15 protein-coding genes are annotated in these 14,221 nt (G+C 59.3%); 6 read left to right on the forward strand and 9 right to left on the reverse strand.

Annotation, left to right across the window (positions count from 1 at the left end; genetic code table 11):
• Positions 1–11: 11 nt before the first annotated feature.
• The 7 genes from ACYVI2_RS04415 to ACYVI2_RS04445 form a co-directional block, all read right to left on the reverse strand.
• Positions 12–827 carry an enoyl-CoA hydratase gene (locus ACYVI2_RS04415; protein WP_415819436.1) on the reverse strand — a complete coding sequence of 272 codons (816 nt, stop codon included), beginning with the start codon at positions 825–827 and terminating at the stop codon, positions 12–14.
• Between the two features lie 81 nt (positions 828–908).
• Positions 909–1,682 carry a FadR/GntR family transcriptional regulator gene (locus ACYVI2_RS04420; protein WP_415819437.1) on the reverse strand — a complete coding sequence of 258 codons (774 nt, stop codon included), beginning with the start codon at positions 1,680–1,682 and terminating at the stop codon, positions 909–911.
• Positions 1,683–1,721: 39 nt separating this feature from the next.
• Complete coding sequence (locus ACYVI2_RS04425; RefSeq protein WP_415819438.1) at positions 1,722–2,900, reverse strand: CaiB/BaiF CoA transferase family protein; 1,179 nt, start codon at positions 2,898–2,900, stop codon at positions 1,722–1,724.
• Positions 2,901–3,022: 122 nt separating this feature from the next.
• Positions 3,023–3,325 carry a type II toxin-antitoxin system RelE/ParE family toxin gene (locus tag ACYVI2_RS04430; RefSeq protein WP_415819439.1) on the reverse strand — a complete coding sequence of 101 codons (303 nt, stop codon included), beginning with the start codon at positions 3,323–3,325 and terminating at the stop codon, positions 3,023–3,025.
• A gap of 424 nt (positions 3,326–3,749) precedes the next feature.
• Positions 3,750–6,371 (reverse strand): branched-chain amino acid ABC transporter ATP-binding protein/permease, encoded by a 2,622-nt coding sequence (locus tag ACYVI2_RS04435; RefSeq protein WP_415819440.1) that lies wholly within the window; start codon positions 6,369–6,371, stop codon positions 3,750–3,752.
• Complete coding sequence (locus ACYVI2_RS04440) at positions 6,368–7,246, reverse strand: branched-chain amino acid ABC transporter permease (RefSeq protein WP_415819441.1); 879 nt, start codon at positions 7,244–7,246, stop codon at positions 6,368–6,370. Before ACYVI2_RS04440 ends, ACYVI2_RS04435 begins: the two co-directional genes overlap by 4 nt.
• Before the next feature lie 21 nt (positions 7,247–7,267).
• Positions 7,268–8,452, reverse strand: a complete 1,185-nt coding sequence (locus ACYVI2_RS04445; protein ID WP_415819442.1) for an ABC transporter substrate-binding protein — start codon at positions 8,450–8,452, stop codon at positions 7,268–7,270.
• A gap of 278 nt (positions 8,453–8,730) precedes the next feature.
• Between ACYVI2_RS04445 and ACYVI2_RS04450 the strand changes: the two genes are divergently transcribed.
• From ACYVI2_RS04450 to ACYVI2_RS04475, 6 genes are all read left to right on the forward strand, one after another.
• Positions 8,731–9,165 carry a nuclear transport factor 2-like protein gene (locus ACYVI2_RS04450; RefSeq protein WP_415819443.1) on the forward strand — a complete coding sequence of 145 codons (435 nt, stop codon included), beginning with the start codon at positions 8,731–8,733 and terminating at the stop codon, positions 9,163–9,165.
• 18 nt (positions 9,166–9,183) lie between these two features.
• Positions 9,184–10,137: a polysaccharide deacetylase family protein gene (locus tag ACYVI2_RS04455; protein ID WP_415819444.1), complete on the forward strand. Its 954-nt coding sequence runs from the start codon at positions 9,184–9,186 to the stop codon at positions 10,135–10,137.
• Positions 10,134–11,366, forward strand: a complete 1,233-nt coding sequence (locus ACYVI2_RS04460; RefSeq protein ID WP_415819445.1) for an amidase — start codon at positions 10,134–10,136, stop codon at positions 11,364–11,366. Before ACYVI2_RS04455 ends, ACYVI2_RS04460 begins: the two co-directional genes overlap by 4 nt.
• Positions 11,359–12,108, forward strand: coding sequence for a GntR family transcriptional regulator (locus ACYVI2_RS04465; RefSeq protein ID WP_415819446.1), 750 nt, complete (start codon positions 11,359–11,361; stop codon positions 12,106–12,108). Before ACYVI2_RS04460 ends, ACYVI2_RS04465 begins: the two co-directional genes overlap by 8 nt.
• Positions 12,109–12,196: 88 nt before the next feature.
• Positions 12,197–12,427, forward strand: coding sequence for a type II toxin-antitoxin system VapB family antitoxin (gene vapB / locus ACYVI2_RS04470; protein ID WP_415819447.1), 231 nt, complete (start codon positions 12,197–12,199; stop codon positions 12,425–12,427).
• Between the two features lie 8 nt (positions 12,428–12,435).
• Entirely contained in the window at positions 12,436–12,837 is a 402-nt protein-coding gene (locus tag ACYVI2_RS04475) for a type II toxin-antitoxin system VapC family toxin (protein ID WP_415819581.1), read from the forward strand.
• Between the two features lie 15 nt (positions 12,838–12,852).
• Here ACYVI2_RS04475 and ACYVI2_RS04480 read toward each other — a convergent pair whose 3' ends face one another.
• The gene (locus ACYVI2_RS04480) at positions 12,853–13,500 is read right to left on the reverse strand and encodes a GntR family transcriptional regulator (protein WP_415819448.1); all 648 of its coding nucleotides are present in this window, start codon (positions 13,498–13,500) and stop codon (positions 12,853–12,855) included.
• A gap of 114 nt (positions 13,501–13,614) precedes the next feature.
• Positions 13,615–14,196 carry a cysteine hydrolase family protein gene (locus tag ACYVI2_RS04485; protein WP_415819449.1) on the reverse strand — a complete coding sequence of 194 codons (582 nt, stop codon included), beginning with the start codon at positions 14,194–14,196 and terminating at the stop codon, positions 13,615–13,617.
• Positions 14,197–14,221 lie beyond the last annotated feature (25 nt).

Consider the following 14,221-nt stretch of genomic DNA (forward strand, 5'->3'; position numbering starts at 1 on the left):
AGCGGCCGTGATCAGGTCCCGGTAAACACCGGCGGCCGTTTCTCGGCAAATGCCTTGCGCCCTTCGCGATAATCGTTGCTCTCAAAGCAGGCCATGACCAGCTCGCGCATCGCCTGCGTATCGACCTCTGGTCCCAGCTGCTGCAGCTGGCGTATCATTTTCTTGCCGGCGAACAAGGTCAGTGGCGCATTGGCGGAAATCTGCGATACGTAGTCCTGCACGATCTGATCCAGTTCCTCGGCAGGCGCGATTTGATGCAACAGGCCCCGGGCATGAGCCTCGCTGGCCGTGTAGCGCGCCGCCGTCAGAAAGATCTCCAACGCACGCGCCGGCCCCACCGCCGTCACGAGATTGCGTATTGCTGTCATTCGATAACCCAACCCCAGCTTGCCCGCAGGGATCGCAAATGAACTGTCATCCGAGGCAATGCGCAGGTCACAACACAGCGCGATGTTCAGCCCGCCGCCGATGCAGTACCCCTTGATGCGCGCAATGGTCGGTTTGTCGTAGTCGTACAGCGCCAGCTGCGCCGTCTCTGCGACTTTTTCATACGCCAGCACCGCGTCCTCGCCCGAGCGCAGCGTATCGAACTGCGAAATATTGGCGCCGCTGACAAAGGCCCGTTCACCGGCCCCGGTCAACACGACGACGCGTATGGCCGGATCCTCTGCGAATGCCTGCAACGCCTGCGGAATGGCATCCCACATAGCGAACGAGACCGCATTGTGGCGTCCCGGATCATTAAACGTAATCCATCCAGCAGCCCCACGTTTTTCAACAATGAGATTTTCAGTGATGCGGTCTTGCAGAATGCGTTCAGCGCTCATGATGCTTGTATCCTGATCTGGTGAAATCCGTGTGCCGTGGCAAAGCCATACCAATGAACCAATGCAAAAATCGATAAAGGACTATCCTCGCCCCGCTGACTCTGACTCTGTCGCACAGGCATTGCCTCGCAACAAGGCATGCCGACGCTGCATGCCATTGGTCAGATGCTCGCGCATCGCGGCGCGTGCGGCGTCGCTATCGCGCGCGGCGATAGCGTCAAAAATGCGATGATGCTCGGCTTCGATCTGGGCCACGCGGTCCGTGCCGGCACTGCTATAGCGCAACGTGCGAACGGCATCGCCGATCGCGCGGCCAAACAGCGACAACAGGCGGACGAAATACGGATTATTGGTGGCCTGGCACACCGCCATATGAAAATCCAGCGCGCGATCCGCGCCATGACGCCAGTCTTCGCCCGCCGCGTCCACGCGCAACAGCGCCTGGCGCAATGCCTCCAATTGAGCCTCTGTGCGCTGCTGAGCCGCCAATGCCGCCGCGCCCGCTTCGATTTCCACACGCAATTGGTACACATGCTCCAGGGCGTCTGCCTGCAATAGATCGGCCGGCAGAATTTCGAAATTGTGCGGCCCGGGCTCAGCCGCCACAAAACTGCCCACGCCACGCTTCGTTTCGATATACCCCGACAGTTTCAACCGCGCAATCGCCTCGCGCACCACGTTGCGGCTCACGCCGAACAACTGCGACAACTCGAACTCGGTAGGCAACCGCTGACCCGGCTCGAAAGCCTGGCTGATGATTTTCTGACGGATCTGCTGCGCGATCTCGTCAGGCAGGTTGTCAGGCCGGCTCAAGTTGTCGAACATTGATCCGGTCGTCGGTTTCGGATTGGCCATGAAAGTCCCGGCAAATAAGCGTGTGAGAACCGGATGTTGTCACACGACGCCAGCCGCACGCAAACGCTCGCAGGCCGCCGCATCCAGACCCAGCTCGCGCAGAATCTCGTCCGAATGCGCCCCCGTTTCCGGCGCGGCATGCACCGGCGGCATCTCAACATCACCGAATACGACCGGCGGCGCCATGATGTCGATGTCCCCGCGTTGCGGATGACGCACGCGCCGCGTCATGGCCAAATGCCGTACCTGCTCATTCTCGAATGCCGCATCCATCGACAGAATCGGCCCGCAGGGCACGCCCGCCGCATTCAAGCGCTCGATCCATTGCGCACTGCTGGCAGTCATCGTACGCGCGATGATTTCGCGATTCAGGTCCGCCCGGTTTTCCACTCGCAGTCCCGCCGACGCAAAACGCGGGTCCGCATTCATTTCCGGCATGCCCAGCACATCGCACAATCGCGCAAACATGCTGGACCCCATGGCCGCGATGTTGATATAGCCATCCGCCGTGGGATAGACGCCGGTGGGCGCGCTGGTGGGATGATCATTGCCTGATTGCCCAGGCACCTCACCATCGATCAACCAGCGCGTCGCCTGGAAATCCATCATCCAGACCTGAGCCTGCAATAGCGAGGTCTGCACCCATCGGCCCTGCCCCGACCGTTCACGATCCAGCAAGGCCATCATGATGCCAATCGCCGCAAACAGGCCCGCGCTCAAATCGGCCACGGGAATCCCTGCCCGCATGGGACCGCGTCCCGCCTCACCTGTCACCGACATCAGGCCGCTGAGCCCCTGGGCAATCTGATCCAACCCGGGACGGTCTGCATAGGGACCATCCTGGCCAAAGCCCGAAATACTGGCGTAGACCAGTCCCGGATTGATCTCGCGCAGCGACGCATAATCAATCCCGAGCTTGCGCTTGACCGAGGGCCGGTAGTTTTCCACCAGCACATCGGCGCGCTTGACCAGGTCCATGAAAATGGCCTTGCCCTCGGGATGCTTCAGGTTCAAGGTCAAACTGCGTTTGTTGCGATGCGTGTTCTGATAGTCGCTGAACTTGGCGGCGCCACCCGGCTTGTCGTCCTTGACCTCGCTAGGCTCTTCGATCTTGATGACATTCGCCCCCCAATCCGCAAACTGCCGGACGGCAGTCGGCCCCGAACGGACGCGCGACAGATCGAGTACGGTGAAGCGATCGAGGGGTGCAAAAATCATGGAGCTGTCTCAATATATTTGTAGGATGTTGGACATCCTACTTACCTTGATGGCCAATTTACATCATGGAAAACCCTCGATTGCTATGCCACCTTTCTGGCCCTCAGCAAGCGGTTGTCATCTCAAGTCGGCATCGTGTCACGTCGCTGATGCTCGACCCCCAAGATATTGAGCATGTCCGCCTCAACCACATAAAACAACCGATAGGGAAAACGGCGCAACGACCAAGTACGCAGTTGCCTGCCTTCCAGCAAATGCGCAAAGCGTAAAGAACCCATGCCCGGGCGTCTGGCCAAGATAGCGCACGCCGCTTGGAACTCAGTGACAAATTGCTCTGCCAGTGCCTCGGAAACTTTCCAGGCGTAATAATCTACGGCAGCCTCAATCTCAGCCGAGGCGTCCGGCTGAATGACAACCTGCAGCAAGATCAATCAGGCTGTTTGGACGGGAAACGGGCGCGCAAGCCAATGAAATATGACGCGTCAACGGGAATAGGCTGGCCGCTATTCATGCCTCTCGCCACTAAATCATAGACGCGCCGATCCTCTTCGCCCCGGGAACAGGGGCTTTCAGGAGGAGCGTCCGTAGCCATGGGGCCATCGGCGAGCTCGACAGATTTGATGTTCCGCGCTGACATGTGCATATATTACTCGGTTCGAGAAGACTGGAGTCAAGCGTGCCAGATCAAAAGCGAACGCCAAGACTCCGAAGAAATTCTCACACAAACCGAATGGCCTGTCTCGCGCATGAATGATCAATTCGTCACGCTTATGCGAATACCGACTCACGCGTAAGTAACGCGGTTCAGCCCTTGTCACTCACAGGCAACTCAATCGATAAGCACGCTCGTTACCCATGCCCGCCGAGATAAGCCTCTGCCAATTCGTCATTAGCTGCAATCTCCGCTGCCGTGCCTTGCGCCACGACATGCCCTCCTTCCATGACATAGGCACGATCGGCCAAGGCCAATGCCAACCCTGCCATCTGATCCACCAGCAAGATCGTCATGTTCTCGTCACGCAGACGATCCAACGCGGCAAACAGCTCGGCAATGACTTTAGGCGCCAAGCCCAGCGAGGGCTCATCCAGCAACAGCACACGCGGACGGCTCATCAAGCCGCGCGCCACAGCCAGCATCTGCTGTTCACCACCAGACAACAGGCCCGCGCGCTGATGCAAGCGCTCGCGCAATCGCGGAAATCGCTGCAGCATGCTTTCCACACGCGCCTCGCGATCCGTCTGATCCAGAAACGCTCCCAATCTGATGTTGTCCAGTACGGACAGCTCGGGGAAAACCTGACGGCCTTCGGGAACGAGCACCAACCCCAGGCCCACGATATCCTCTGCAGCGCGGCCCTCCAGTTGATGGCCATCGATATGCATTGCCCCCGACTGGCTGCTGTGCAGGCCGGCCAATGTACGCATCAACGTCGATTTGCCTGCGCCATTGGCGCCCAACAGCGCGACCATTTCTCCTGCACGTACTTGCAGGCTGATGCCATGCAATACGGGCTCGGCGCCATAGCCCGCCACCAGCGCATCGACGCCCAGCAGCTCCGCGCCAGGTGTTCGTGTCGCGCTTGATCCCTTGGAACCCACCTCGAGCGACTCGCCCAGATAGGCTTGCTTGACCGCCGGATCGTTCTGCACCTCGGATGGCGTCCCCACCGCCAGACGGCGCCCTGCGTCCAGCACCACCAGCTGATCCGAGATCGACATCACCAACGTCATGTCGTGTTCGACCAAGGCGACGCCTATGCCCGCATCCGCGATACGTCGCAACAGCGTTGCCAGACGATCTTTGTCTTCGCGAGACAGTCCTGCCGCAGGCTCGTCCAACAGCAACGCATCGGGATCCGTGGCCAATGCACGGGCAATTTCCACCAAACGGCGATCCACGTGCGCCAAGCCCGCCGCATTGATCGCAGGCGATCCCTCATAGCCGCAAAATGCCAGCAACGCCCTCGCCTGCTGGCGCACCGCCTCGCTGCGATACCGTCCCGATGCAAACAAGCCACCCAGACGGCCGCGGCTCATCGCCAAGGCAACGTTATCCTCGACGCTGAGCGTGCCAAACAATTGAGACGTTTGATACGTACGCGCTATACCGGCACGCGCGATACGGAATGCGGATAAACCCGCCAACGATTTGCTCCCCAACGTCACTTTGCCGGTCGAGGGCCGATAGAACCCGCTGAGCATGTTCAATGCCGTTGTTTTACCCGCACCGTTAGGACCGATCAGGCTTGTCACGGCGCCGACAGGGACACGCATCGATAACTCGCTGACGGCGCGCACGCCGCCAAAGGTGATACCGAGCCCATCTGCGGCCAACGACGCGCGTTCGCGTTGTGGCAGCGCCAGCGTGCCCGCATCAACAGGTGTCGAGACCCCGGCACGATGCCCAGAGGCTGAAGCAGCGGCAGCATTTATGGGCGTCCCGATAGCAGCAGTCGTCTCAGGCGCAACCTGGGCCGTTGTCATCGTGCCAGCAGCAGACTCGCCGTCAGCCAACTCGCTGACACCACCCACACGCGCCACGCCCTGAACCTTTGCAATCACCTGACGCCACAACCCCACCAGTCCCTCGGGCGCGACCCACAACACCAACAACAACAGCGCGCCAAAGAACAGCAACCGATAACTCTCCAACGATGCGAGCAACTCGGGCAACATCCCGACAATCAAGGCCCCCACAATAGGACCAACAATCGTCCCCGCGCCACCCACGATCACCACCAGCACGAACAGAATCGATTGCATGAAGCTGAACGTTTCCGCCGTCACGAAGCTGGACAATGGCGCAAACAACCCGCCCGCCAATCCAGCCGTCGCCGCCGACAAGGTGAACGCCACCGTTTTGACCACCAAGGGATTCAGTCCAATGGATTGCGCAGCGGTCTCGCTATCGTTCACGGCGCGCATCGCCGCGCCCCACGTCCCACGCGACAGCAAGGCATAGCCAATCATCAACACCGCGGCCGCCAACACCGCCAACACCGTCACGGTTTGCTCAGGCCCCCAACTCGCGACCAATTGCGGCGGCATGATGCCCATGATGCCGTTCTGCCCACCGGTCAGATCGGGCATCTCCACAATCGCGTGCTGCACGATGAAGCTGAACGCGATCGTGATCATCGCCAGGTACGGTCCCTTTACCCGCAACGCGGGCAATGCCAATACCGCGCCCAGCGCTGCCGCGATCAAGGTACCCGCCCCCCAAGCAGGCCAGAAACTCCAACCCGCCTTGGTCGTCAAAATCGCGACGGTGTAGGCGCCTATGGCATAGAACCCCACATGCCCGAAAGACACCTGTCCTGTCAGTCCCAACAACACATTCAGGCCAATCCCGACGATCGCAATCAACGCGATATTGGCCAGCACAAAGACGTAATAGCTATTGAGCGTGAACGCGAGCGCCAATGCCACGGCGACAAGCACCGCTCCTGCTGCAAGAGATTTGAGCTTCATACCTTCTTGACCTCTGCCCGTCCAAACAAACCATTGGGCCTGACGGCCAACACCACGATCACCAATGCGAACGTAATAATCTGCGTGTAGCCGGACCCTAGCGTGACCGTGACCATGGCTTCGGCAATACCAAAAATCAAACCGGCAAACATCACGCCCCATGCGCTGGAGATACCTCCGAGGATCGCCACGGCAAATGCCTTCAGGCCAAACAGCGTGCCCATATCGGCATTCACGTTGAACAAAGGCGCGATCAAGATGCCCGCGATACCGGCGAACACGGTCGACACCGCAAAGGCCGCCGCCACCGCGCGTTTTATGGGAATGCCCATCAAACGCGCCGCGTCACGGTTCTGCACCACGGCCAGCAACGCCGTACCCCAACGGGTACGCCGCGCCACCACATGCAGCGCGGCCGCCAGCGCAAAGCCTATCAACGGGATCAACAGCTGCAGCGGATAAACACCCAATCCCAGACCCGACACCTCGATCGGCGACACCGCCAGAGGCGAAGGCAAACTGCGAGGCTCCTTGCCAAAGGTATGCATCACCACGTTGTCCAGCACAATGCCCAACGCCACCGTAGACATCAGCCAGGCGTTGGACCCACGAGAGGCAAACGGTCTCACCGCCAGGAACTCCACCAGCAAGCCATACAACGCGCAGCACAGCAACGCCAACACAATGGCAGGCCCCATTCCCCATCCCAGCGTCTGGGCAAAGGTAAAGCACAGCACAGCGCCCAACATCATTGAGCTGCCCTGCGCAAAATTGACCGTACCCGAAACAGAATGGGTCACATGAAAGCCCAGTGCCATCAGGCCATACATGCTGCCCAGGCCCAGTCCACTGATTAGCGCCGCTAGTAACTGCATTAAAGGCTCCGACCGATTACGTTATTTCGCCAGCCCGACGGGCAAGATGCGGTTATCAATGAACTGCGCCCAGACGTAGTCCTGTGCGGTCAATGCGTCATGCACCTCGGGCGAGAACGGCTGCTTGTATTGCTTGATCAAGCCGTCGTAGTTGTCGATCTTGTAAAAACCCTCGCGAATCGCATTGCCGTCGGTGGAACCCGCCTTTTGAATCGCCAATGCCGTCAACTGCATCGCGTCATAGGCATTCGCAACGCCCACGGCCGGTGTGATGTCTTCAGGTCCCTTGATGTTGGAGTACTTGGCTTTCAGCGCCGTGATGACCTTTTCGCCGACCGGCGATTGCTTGCCAAAGAAGCTATACGTCTGCACGAAATGCACTTCCTTGGCATTGGGGCCAGCGAGCTCGGTAAACCGGCCGCCGGCAGGTCCCCAGTGCGACACCACGGGCACTTTCCACCCCATGCGATCCAACGATTTCACAACCTGTGCGGAGGGACCGACGTTACCCACGAGGAACAACGCATCGGCGCCCGCGGCTTTCAACCGCGTCAATTGCGGCACGACATCGACGTCGTTGCCCTCGAATTTCTCGCTGCCGACAGGCTTGATGCCTTTGGCCGCCAAGGCCGCAACCAGCCCTCTTTCATTCGACTCGCCCCACGGATTGTTCACCATGATCAGACCGAACTTCGAGGCGTTGAAAGTCTTTTGCGCATAGTCCACCATCGCGACATCGACGACCTCGTCAACCGCGGAAACACGGAATACGTAGTTAGGATTCGCGCCGTTCTTGGTGATCGGCGTGCCTGCGGCCCATGGGCCGATAAAGGGCATTTTGGCTTGATTGACCAACGGCACGATCGCCATGGATACCGGCGTATCCAGACCGCCAAAAATCGCAGCGACTTTTTCCTTGTAGATCAACTCGCGTGCAGCGACCACGCCCTTGGCAGGATTGGCTTCATCATCACGGCGCACCAGCTCCAGCTTGCGGCCGTCCAGCAAACCGCCTTTTGCATTGATCTCGTCGATGGCGACCTGCATTCCACGAGTGATGGCCTCCCCCGCCAACGCTGACTGCCCGGACAACGCAGTGATCAAACCAATCTTGATCGGCTCGGCAGCCTGCGCGCCGGCCCCCAACCCCGCACAAAACAGGGCGATAGTCGTGCAGACAAATGTGCGGCGAGAAAAGCGAGACATGGATTGCTCCCGAAAGTGGTGGTAGTCAAAGGCGCTGAAGTGGCCCTGCCCTGCACTCAAGCAAAAGCCATGCCAATTGTTTTTTTCTGCCACCATCCTGGCACGCTGTTTGCTTATTTCCGTATGAGTTTTTGTCGGCAATCCATATGGAGTTATTGCCGACAATCTTTGGAAATCATGCGGTCAGAATAGGTTGAAGCACGACATGCCGGCCTCTCTGAGCCCATCACGATTGCAGTTCTTATGCACCGAATTGGCGCATCAAATGGGAGAAAACGATGCACGACGCACCACAACAGCACACCGCTCACGACGCGAATGATCCCGGCGCCTTGGTCGATACCTACCTGATCACACTGATGAAACCCGACCCCGAAGGCGCTCGCCGATACGTCAGCGACGATCTGCGTATTCGCTTCACAGGCGGCCGCGAGATGCGCGACCCATCGGAATGCACCGCATTTAACAAGGCACGCTATGCCTGGGTGAAAAAAAGTTTTGAATCCACGGACGTGATCGCAGGAGCCACCGCAGACCATGCCGTGGTCTACAACCGTGGCACGCTATATGGAGAATGGTTGGACGGCACACCATTCGAAGGCAACCGTTATGTCGACCGCTACGTCGTGCGCAACGGCCTGATCACGGAAATGGACGTCTGGAACGACAGTGCGGAATGGATGCTGGTCCGGGCAGGATTGGCCACACTTTGAATCGCAGGATACTCAACCATGCCGGCCATTGATTTCGCCCCTCCCGACCACACATCACATACGGACAGCACATTCGGCTTGTTGCCCAGCCACCATCGGTTCGATTATTCGCCGATTCACCGCCGTCAGGACTATTCATGGCCACGCGGTGCCAGGCTCGCCGTCTATCTGGGATTCAACCTGGAACACTTTGCCTTTGGCAGCGGCATGGGCGCAAAACTGGGCGCCAGTTTCAACGAGCCCGATGTCCTGAACTACACCTGGCGCGAATACGGTAATCGCGTCGGCGCCTGGCGCTGCCTCGATCTTTTCGACAGTTTCGACCTGCCCGCCGGCATCGTTGCCAATACCGCGATCCTCGACCACTGCCCCGAGCTCATCCACGCCTGCGTCGCCCGCGGCGACGAAATGATCGCGCATGGGCACACCAATGCCGAACAACAGGGCACCTACACAGAGGCCGCCGAGCGCGCGCTGCTGAGCCATTGCGCTGAGCGCTTTGAACGGGTTGCCGGTGTACGTCCCGGCGGATGGTTATCCCCATGGATCGCCGAGTCTCATCTGACGCCAGACCTGCTGGCCGAGACAGGCTATCGCTATACGCTGAACTGGTGCCACGACGATCAACCCACACAGCTACGCACGCGCGGCGGATCATCGCTATGGTCCGTACCCTATCCCCAAGAAGTCAACGACATCCCCATGATCGTCGCGCGTCACATGGATGGCAAAGACTTCGCGCAACTGATCATCGACAACTTCGATGAAATGCTTGAACAATCGCAACGGCAACCCTTGGTGATGGGCATAGCCTTGCATCCTTATCTCGTCGGGCAACCGTACCGCTTGCGGCACCTGCGCCGCGCGCTGGCGCACATTGCCCATCATCGCGATCGCGGCGAGGTGTGGTTCACCACACCCGGTGCTATTTGCGCCCACGTCGATACACTCACTCAGGAATCTGCAGCATGAACTCATCCTCAAACGCTACCACGCTACCTTTCGACGACACCGTAGGCGCGTGGGTACCGCACGGCCGATTCAGCCTCGCACCTACCGGCAGCGGCCTCTTGAACGGCTTGAGTTTCGCTGCCAAAGACCTGTTCGACGTGGCAGGCCACCGTACTGGCGCAGGCAACCCTTCATGGTTGGACACCCATGGACCCGCCACTGCGCATAGTCCGCTGATCACGCAGTTGCTGACCGCTGGCGCGACCTTGCACGGCAAAACGCTGACCGACGAGCTGGCCTACAGCATTCAAGGCGAAAACGTCCACTATGGCACGCCACTCAATACGCGCGCCCCCGACCGCGTCCCCGGCGGATCGTCCAGCGGTTCAGCCTCCGCCGTCGGAGCGGGACTAGTTGATTTTGCACTGGGGACCGACACAGGAGGCTCCACTCGCGTGCCAGGCAGTTATTGTGGCCTCTGGGGACTGCGCACGACACATGGCTTGCTCAGCGCAGAGCGCGTCGTCCCGCTATCGCCACTGTTTGACACGATGACGTGGCTCGCCAGCCGTGCCGAGGTTTTCCTGCGCGTTGGCGATGTCCTGATGCCTGGTTCAAACGATATCGCGTGGCGTGGCGCCGTCGTACTCACCGACGCCTGCGCACAGGCCGACGCCGCCTTTGCCCCCTTGATCGACAAAGTCACTGATACCCTGCAAGGCCACTTTGGCCTGCCCATCAGTCATGCTCCCACCTCGGACACCGAGTTGGAAATCTGGCGGCAGACCTATGTCACCGTGTCGGCCTACGATGCGTGGCAAACCCACAAGGATTGGATAACCACCGCCCGCCCCACCTTCGGCGCCGCCATCGAGGGGCGCTGGCAGGCGGCAGCAAACGTCAGCGCAGAGGCCGCGGCCACGGCGCAATCGCGGCAAGCCGGCCTGCGCGAACAGATTCGCACCTTGCTGGGCGCGGATCGCATCGCCATTCTGCCCTCGGCCTCCAGCGCCGCGATTTCCCTCACCGCCGATCCAGCGACCGTGGATGCCATCCGCGCCAACACCTTTCGCATCACGTCGATCGCTGGCCTGGCCGGACTGCCGCAAGTCAACATTCCTTTTATCGGCGAGGACGGTTTGCCTGCGGGCATCTCGCTGCTGGGCCCTGCAGGTAGCGATCTGGCACTGATCCGCCTGGCCATCGCTGCCGGGCAACAACTTTCCGCATTAGGTACGCGCGATGCCTGAAGACCGCAGCCCTCCTACACGAGGCCGTCCCAGGGTACGGCCCGCGGCACTGCCTGCGCCGAACCTGGACACCCTCGACGACACCGAGACACGCATCTACCAATCCGTGGTCAGTGGCGTCATGAGCCAGCGCCTGCGGCCCGGCACCAAGCTCCCCGAGGCGGCCTTATGCGAATTATTCGGCGTGGGCCGCAGCATCGTACAAAAAGCGTTGCAACGCCTGGCCCACGACCACGTCGTCGAGCTGCGCCCCAATCGCGGGGCCATCGTCGCCATGCCCACGCGCGAAGAAATAGGCAAGCTCTTCGAAGCACGCCGGGCGCTCGAGGCAGCGATCCTGCCCTTGGTCGCCCAATCCGCCACGCGTGCCGATTACGCCGCATTGCGCCGCCAACTGCGCGACGAACACCGCGCCATGCATCACGCGCCGCAGACAGAATGGGCGCGCCTGGCCAGCGCATTTCACCTGAAACTCGGCGAGCTTTCACGCAACCCGCTATTGGCACGCTATCTGATGGAGGTCATCTCACGCTGCGCCCTCGTCGTCGCGATCTTTCAACCGCCCGGCAATGCCACCTGCGAGCATGACGAGCACGCCCGGGTTGTCGAGTACTTGGAACAGGGCAAGATTGCCCAGGCGGTCCAAGAGATGGACCACCATCTGCGAGAACTGGAATCCCATATCCACCTGGACGAAGAGCAGACGGAATTGAGCCTGGCGGATATGTTGGGGTTAGGTTGACGCAGTGACCTTTTTGTCACATATGCCTTGCATATGCCATGCATAACTGGCAAAATAACATATGCCTAGCATATGCAAAGGACCAGCCATGCGAACTGTTTCGATTTTCAAGAACGGTAAAAACCAAGCTATCCGTCTTCCTAACGATATGGCCTACGAAGGTGTGGGCGAATTAGAGATCACCCGAAATGGAGACGTGATCACCTTGCGTCCAGTGCGTCCGAGCTGGCTATCCCTGGCCGAGCTGCCCGCCGCGGATCAGGACTTTCTACAAGAGCGTCCGGCCGTCGTCAACGATGAAGGCAGGTTCACACTGTGACGACCTTTATGTTGGACACCTGCATATGCTCATTCATTATGAGAGAACGTCCGGCATGTGTGTTGCAACGATTGGCAGCAGAGGTTGGAAGAAACAACCAGATCGTTATTTCTGCGATCACCTATGCTGAGATGCGCTACGGGCAGATCGGCAAAAAAGCCTCTCCTCGACACAAAACATTAGTTGATGAATTTGTCAGACGATTGGATGCAGTACTGCCGTGGGATCAACGCGCTGTGGACGCGACCATCGAGGTAAAGCAGCAACTCACGCAATCCGGTCTACTCATTGGCGAAAACGACACCGCGATTGCAGGTCATGCAATCGCGGCGCGGTGCACTCTCATCACAAATAATGTCCGTGAGTTCGGCCGTGTCTCTGGCCTTACTTACGAAGATTGGGTGCACTGACAAGCCTGCCCTCTGCTACTCCCGCGCTTGCTCTTCGCTGATCGCCTTCAACACCGTCCAGCCAGACTCAATATGTTTACGCATGGCCAGCATGGCGGCCGACGCGTCGCCGGCGGCAAAGGCCTGCAGGATCTCGTCGTGTTCGTGCACGGCCTCTTTGCCACGTCCTGACACCGAATTGATCAGGTCAAAGGGATAGCGCGCCCACAGAATCTGCACAAAATGCAACGTCTGCGGCATCTGTGCAATGTCATACAGACGGCGGTGAAAACGGTAATTCACGCCCCGCGCGGTGGCCCGATCGCCCGCCGCGAACGTTTCCGCAAACTGCGCGGCCAATGCGCGCAGCTCGGCGATATCGTCGGTGGTGATTTTTTCAATGGCGCCTCGAACCAATTGCGACTCGAGCACCAAGCGTAACTGCAGGATTTCCGCCGACGCCGCCGCATCGAACGGCACGACACGGGCGCCACGATAGGAATCGCCACTGATATAGCCCTCGGCCACCAGCAGCTTCAGCGCCTCGCGCACGGGCGTGATGCTCAACTTCAGTTGCTCGGCAATCTCGGCCTGTTTCAGACGCGAGCCGCGCGGATAGACGCCGGAAATAATGCGCTCGCGGAGATAATCCGCGACCTGTTCTTCTTTTGTTCGATATTCCATCTAATAGCCCGAAGCGGCCGTGCGCGGCCGGAAAATCTGTCTCGAGTTTTGACACTCCGTATTTAATGCATTTTATACGTTTAGACCAGGCTTACACGGTACCCGGGTAAAACCTCACTCGAACACGACGACGTCGGAAGTCGTGATCCGGCAGAACCGTTGCAAGCCTTTTATTGCATTTTCATGCTCCTCAGCCGATGTCCCGCAGCAGCAGTCTTCCAACACCACGATCTCGTAGTCGCGATCATGCCCTTCCCGCACGGCGGCCTGCACCACAGCATTGGTCGAGATACCGGAGCAATAGATCCGTTTGATCCCGCGCGCCCGCAAAATGGCTTCCAAATTAGTCGCATAGAACGGACTGACGCGATGCTTGACGATATCGAAATCGCTGTCTTGCTTGCCCAGATCGGGATGAACCTCGGTTCCCCAATGCCCGAGCTTGAAGATTCCGGCCTTGCGCGCGCCCGAGAATATCGGGGAATTCGGCGGGCATTCGCGGTAGTCAGGAGAAAAGCCTACACGGACAAAGCCTATATCTACCCCTGCAGCGCGCGCCTTGTCCAAGGCGCGGCGCGTGTTTTCCAGGATACGGCGGCCGCGCACCTGCTCTCCATAGGCCGCCTTGCCGTTTGGCCCATCAGCGTGGACCAGATCATTTTCCATATCCAGCACCAGGTAAATAGCCTCTTTCATCTACGGCTCCTTGATTTGTTTGATG

This window comes from Bordetella tumbae, from assembly GCF_054780995.1.

Excerpts from the sequence above, each read along its gene's own strand:
- ACYVI2_RS04415 (WP_415819436.1), bottom strand. The coding sequence starts at position 827 with ATGAGCGCTGAACGCATTCTGCAAGACCGCATCACTGAAAATCTCATT.
- ACYVI2_RS04420 (WP_415819437.1), bottom strand. The coding sequence starts at position 1,682 with ATGGCCAATCCGAAACCGACGACCGGATCAATGTTCGACAACTTGAGC.
- ACYVI2_RS04425 (WP_415819438.1), bottom strand. The coding sequence starts at position 2,900 with ATGATTTTTGCACCCCTCGATCGCTTCACCGTACTCGATCTGTCGCGC.
- ACYVI2_RS04435 (WP_415819440.1), bottom strand. The coding sequence starts at position 6,371 with ATGAAGCTCAAATCTCTTGCAGCAGGAGCGGTGCTTGTCGCCGTGGCA.
- ACYVI2_RS04440 (WP_415819441.1), bottom strand. The coding sequence starts at position 7,246 with ATGCAGTTACTAGCGGCGCTAATCAGTGGACTGGGCCTGGGCAGCATG.
- ACYVI2_RS04445 (WP_415819442.1), bottom strand. The coding sequence starts at position 8,452 with ATGTCTCGCTTTTCTCGCCGCACATTTGTCTGCACGACTATCGCCCTG.
- ACYVI2_RS04450 (WP_415819443.1), top strand. The coding sequence starts at position 8,731 with ATGCACGACGCACCACAACAGCACACCGCTCACGACGCGAATGATCCC.
- ACYVI2_RS04455 (WP_415819444.1), top strand. The coding sequence starts at position 9,184 with ATGCCGGCCATTGATTTCGCCCCTCCCGACCACACATCACATACGGAC.
- ACYVI2_RS04460 (WP_415819445.1), top strand. The coding sequence starts at position 10,134 with ATGAACTCATCCTCAAACGCTACCACGCTACCTTTCGACGACACCGTA.
- ACYVI2_RS04465 (WP_415819446.1), top strand. The coding sequence starts at position 11,359 with ATGCCTGAAGACCGCAGCCCTCCTACACGAGGCCGTCCCAGGGTACGG.
- vapB (WP_415819447.1), top strand. The coding sequence starts at position 12,197 with ATGCGAACTGTTTCGATTTTCAAGAACGGTAAAAACCAAGCTATCCGT.
- ACYVI2_RS04475 (WP_415819581.1), top strand. The coding sequence starts at position 12,436 with ATGTTGGACACCTGCATATGCTCATTCATTATGAGAGAACGTCCGGCA.
- ACYVI2_RS04480 (WP_415819448.1), bottom strand. The coding sequence starts at position 13,500 with ATGGAATATCGAACAAAAGAAGAACAGGTCGCGGATTATCTCCGCGAG.
- ACYVI2_RS04485 (WP_415819449.1), bottom strand. The coding sequence starts at position 14,196 with ATGAAAGAGGCTATTTACCTGGTGCTGGATATGGAAAATGATCTGGTC.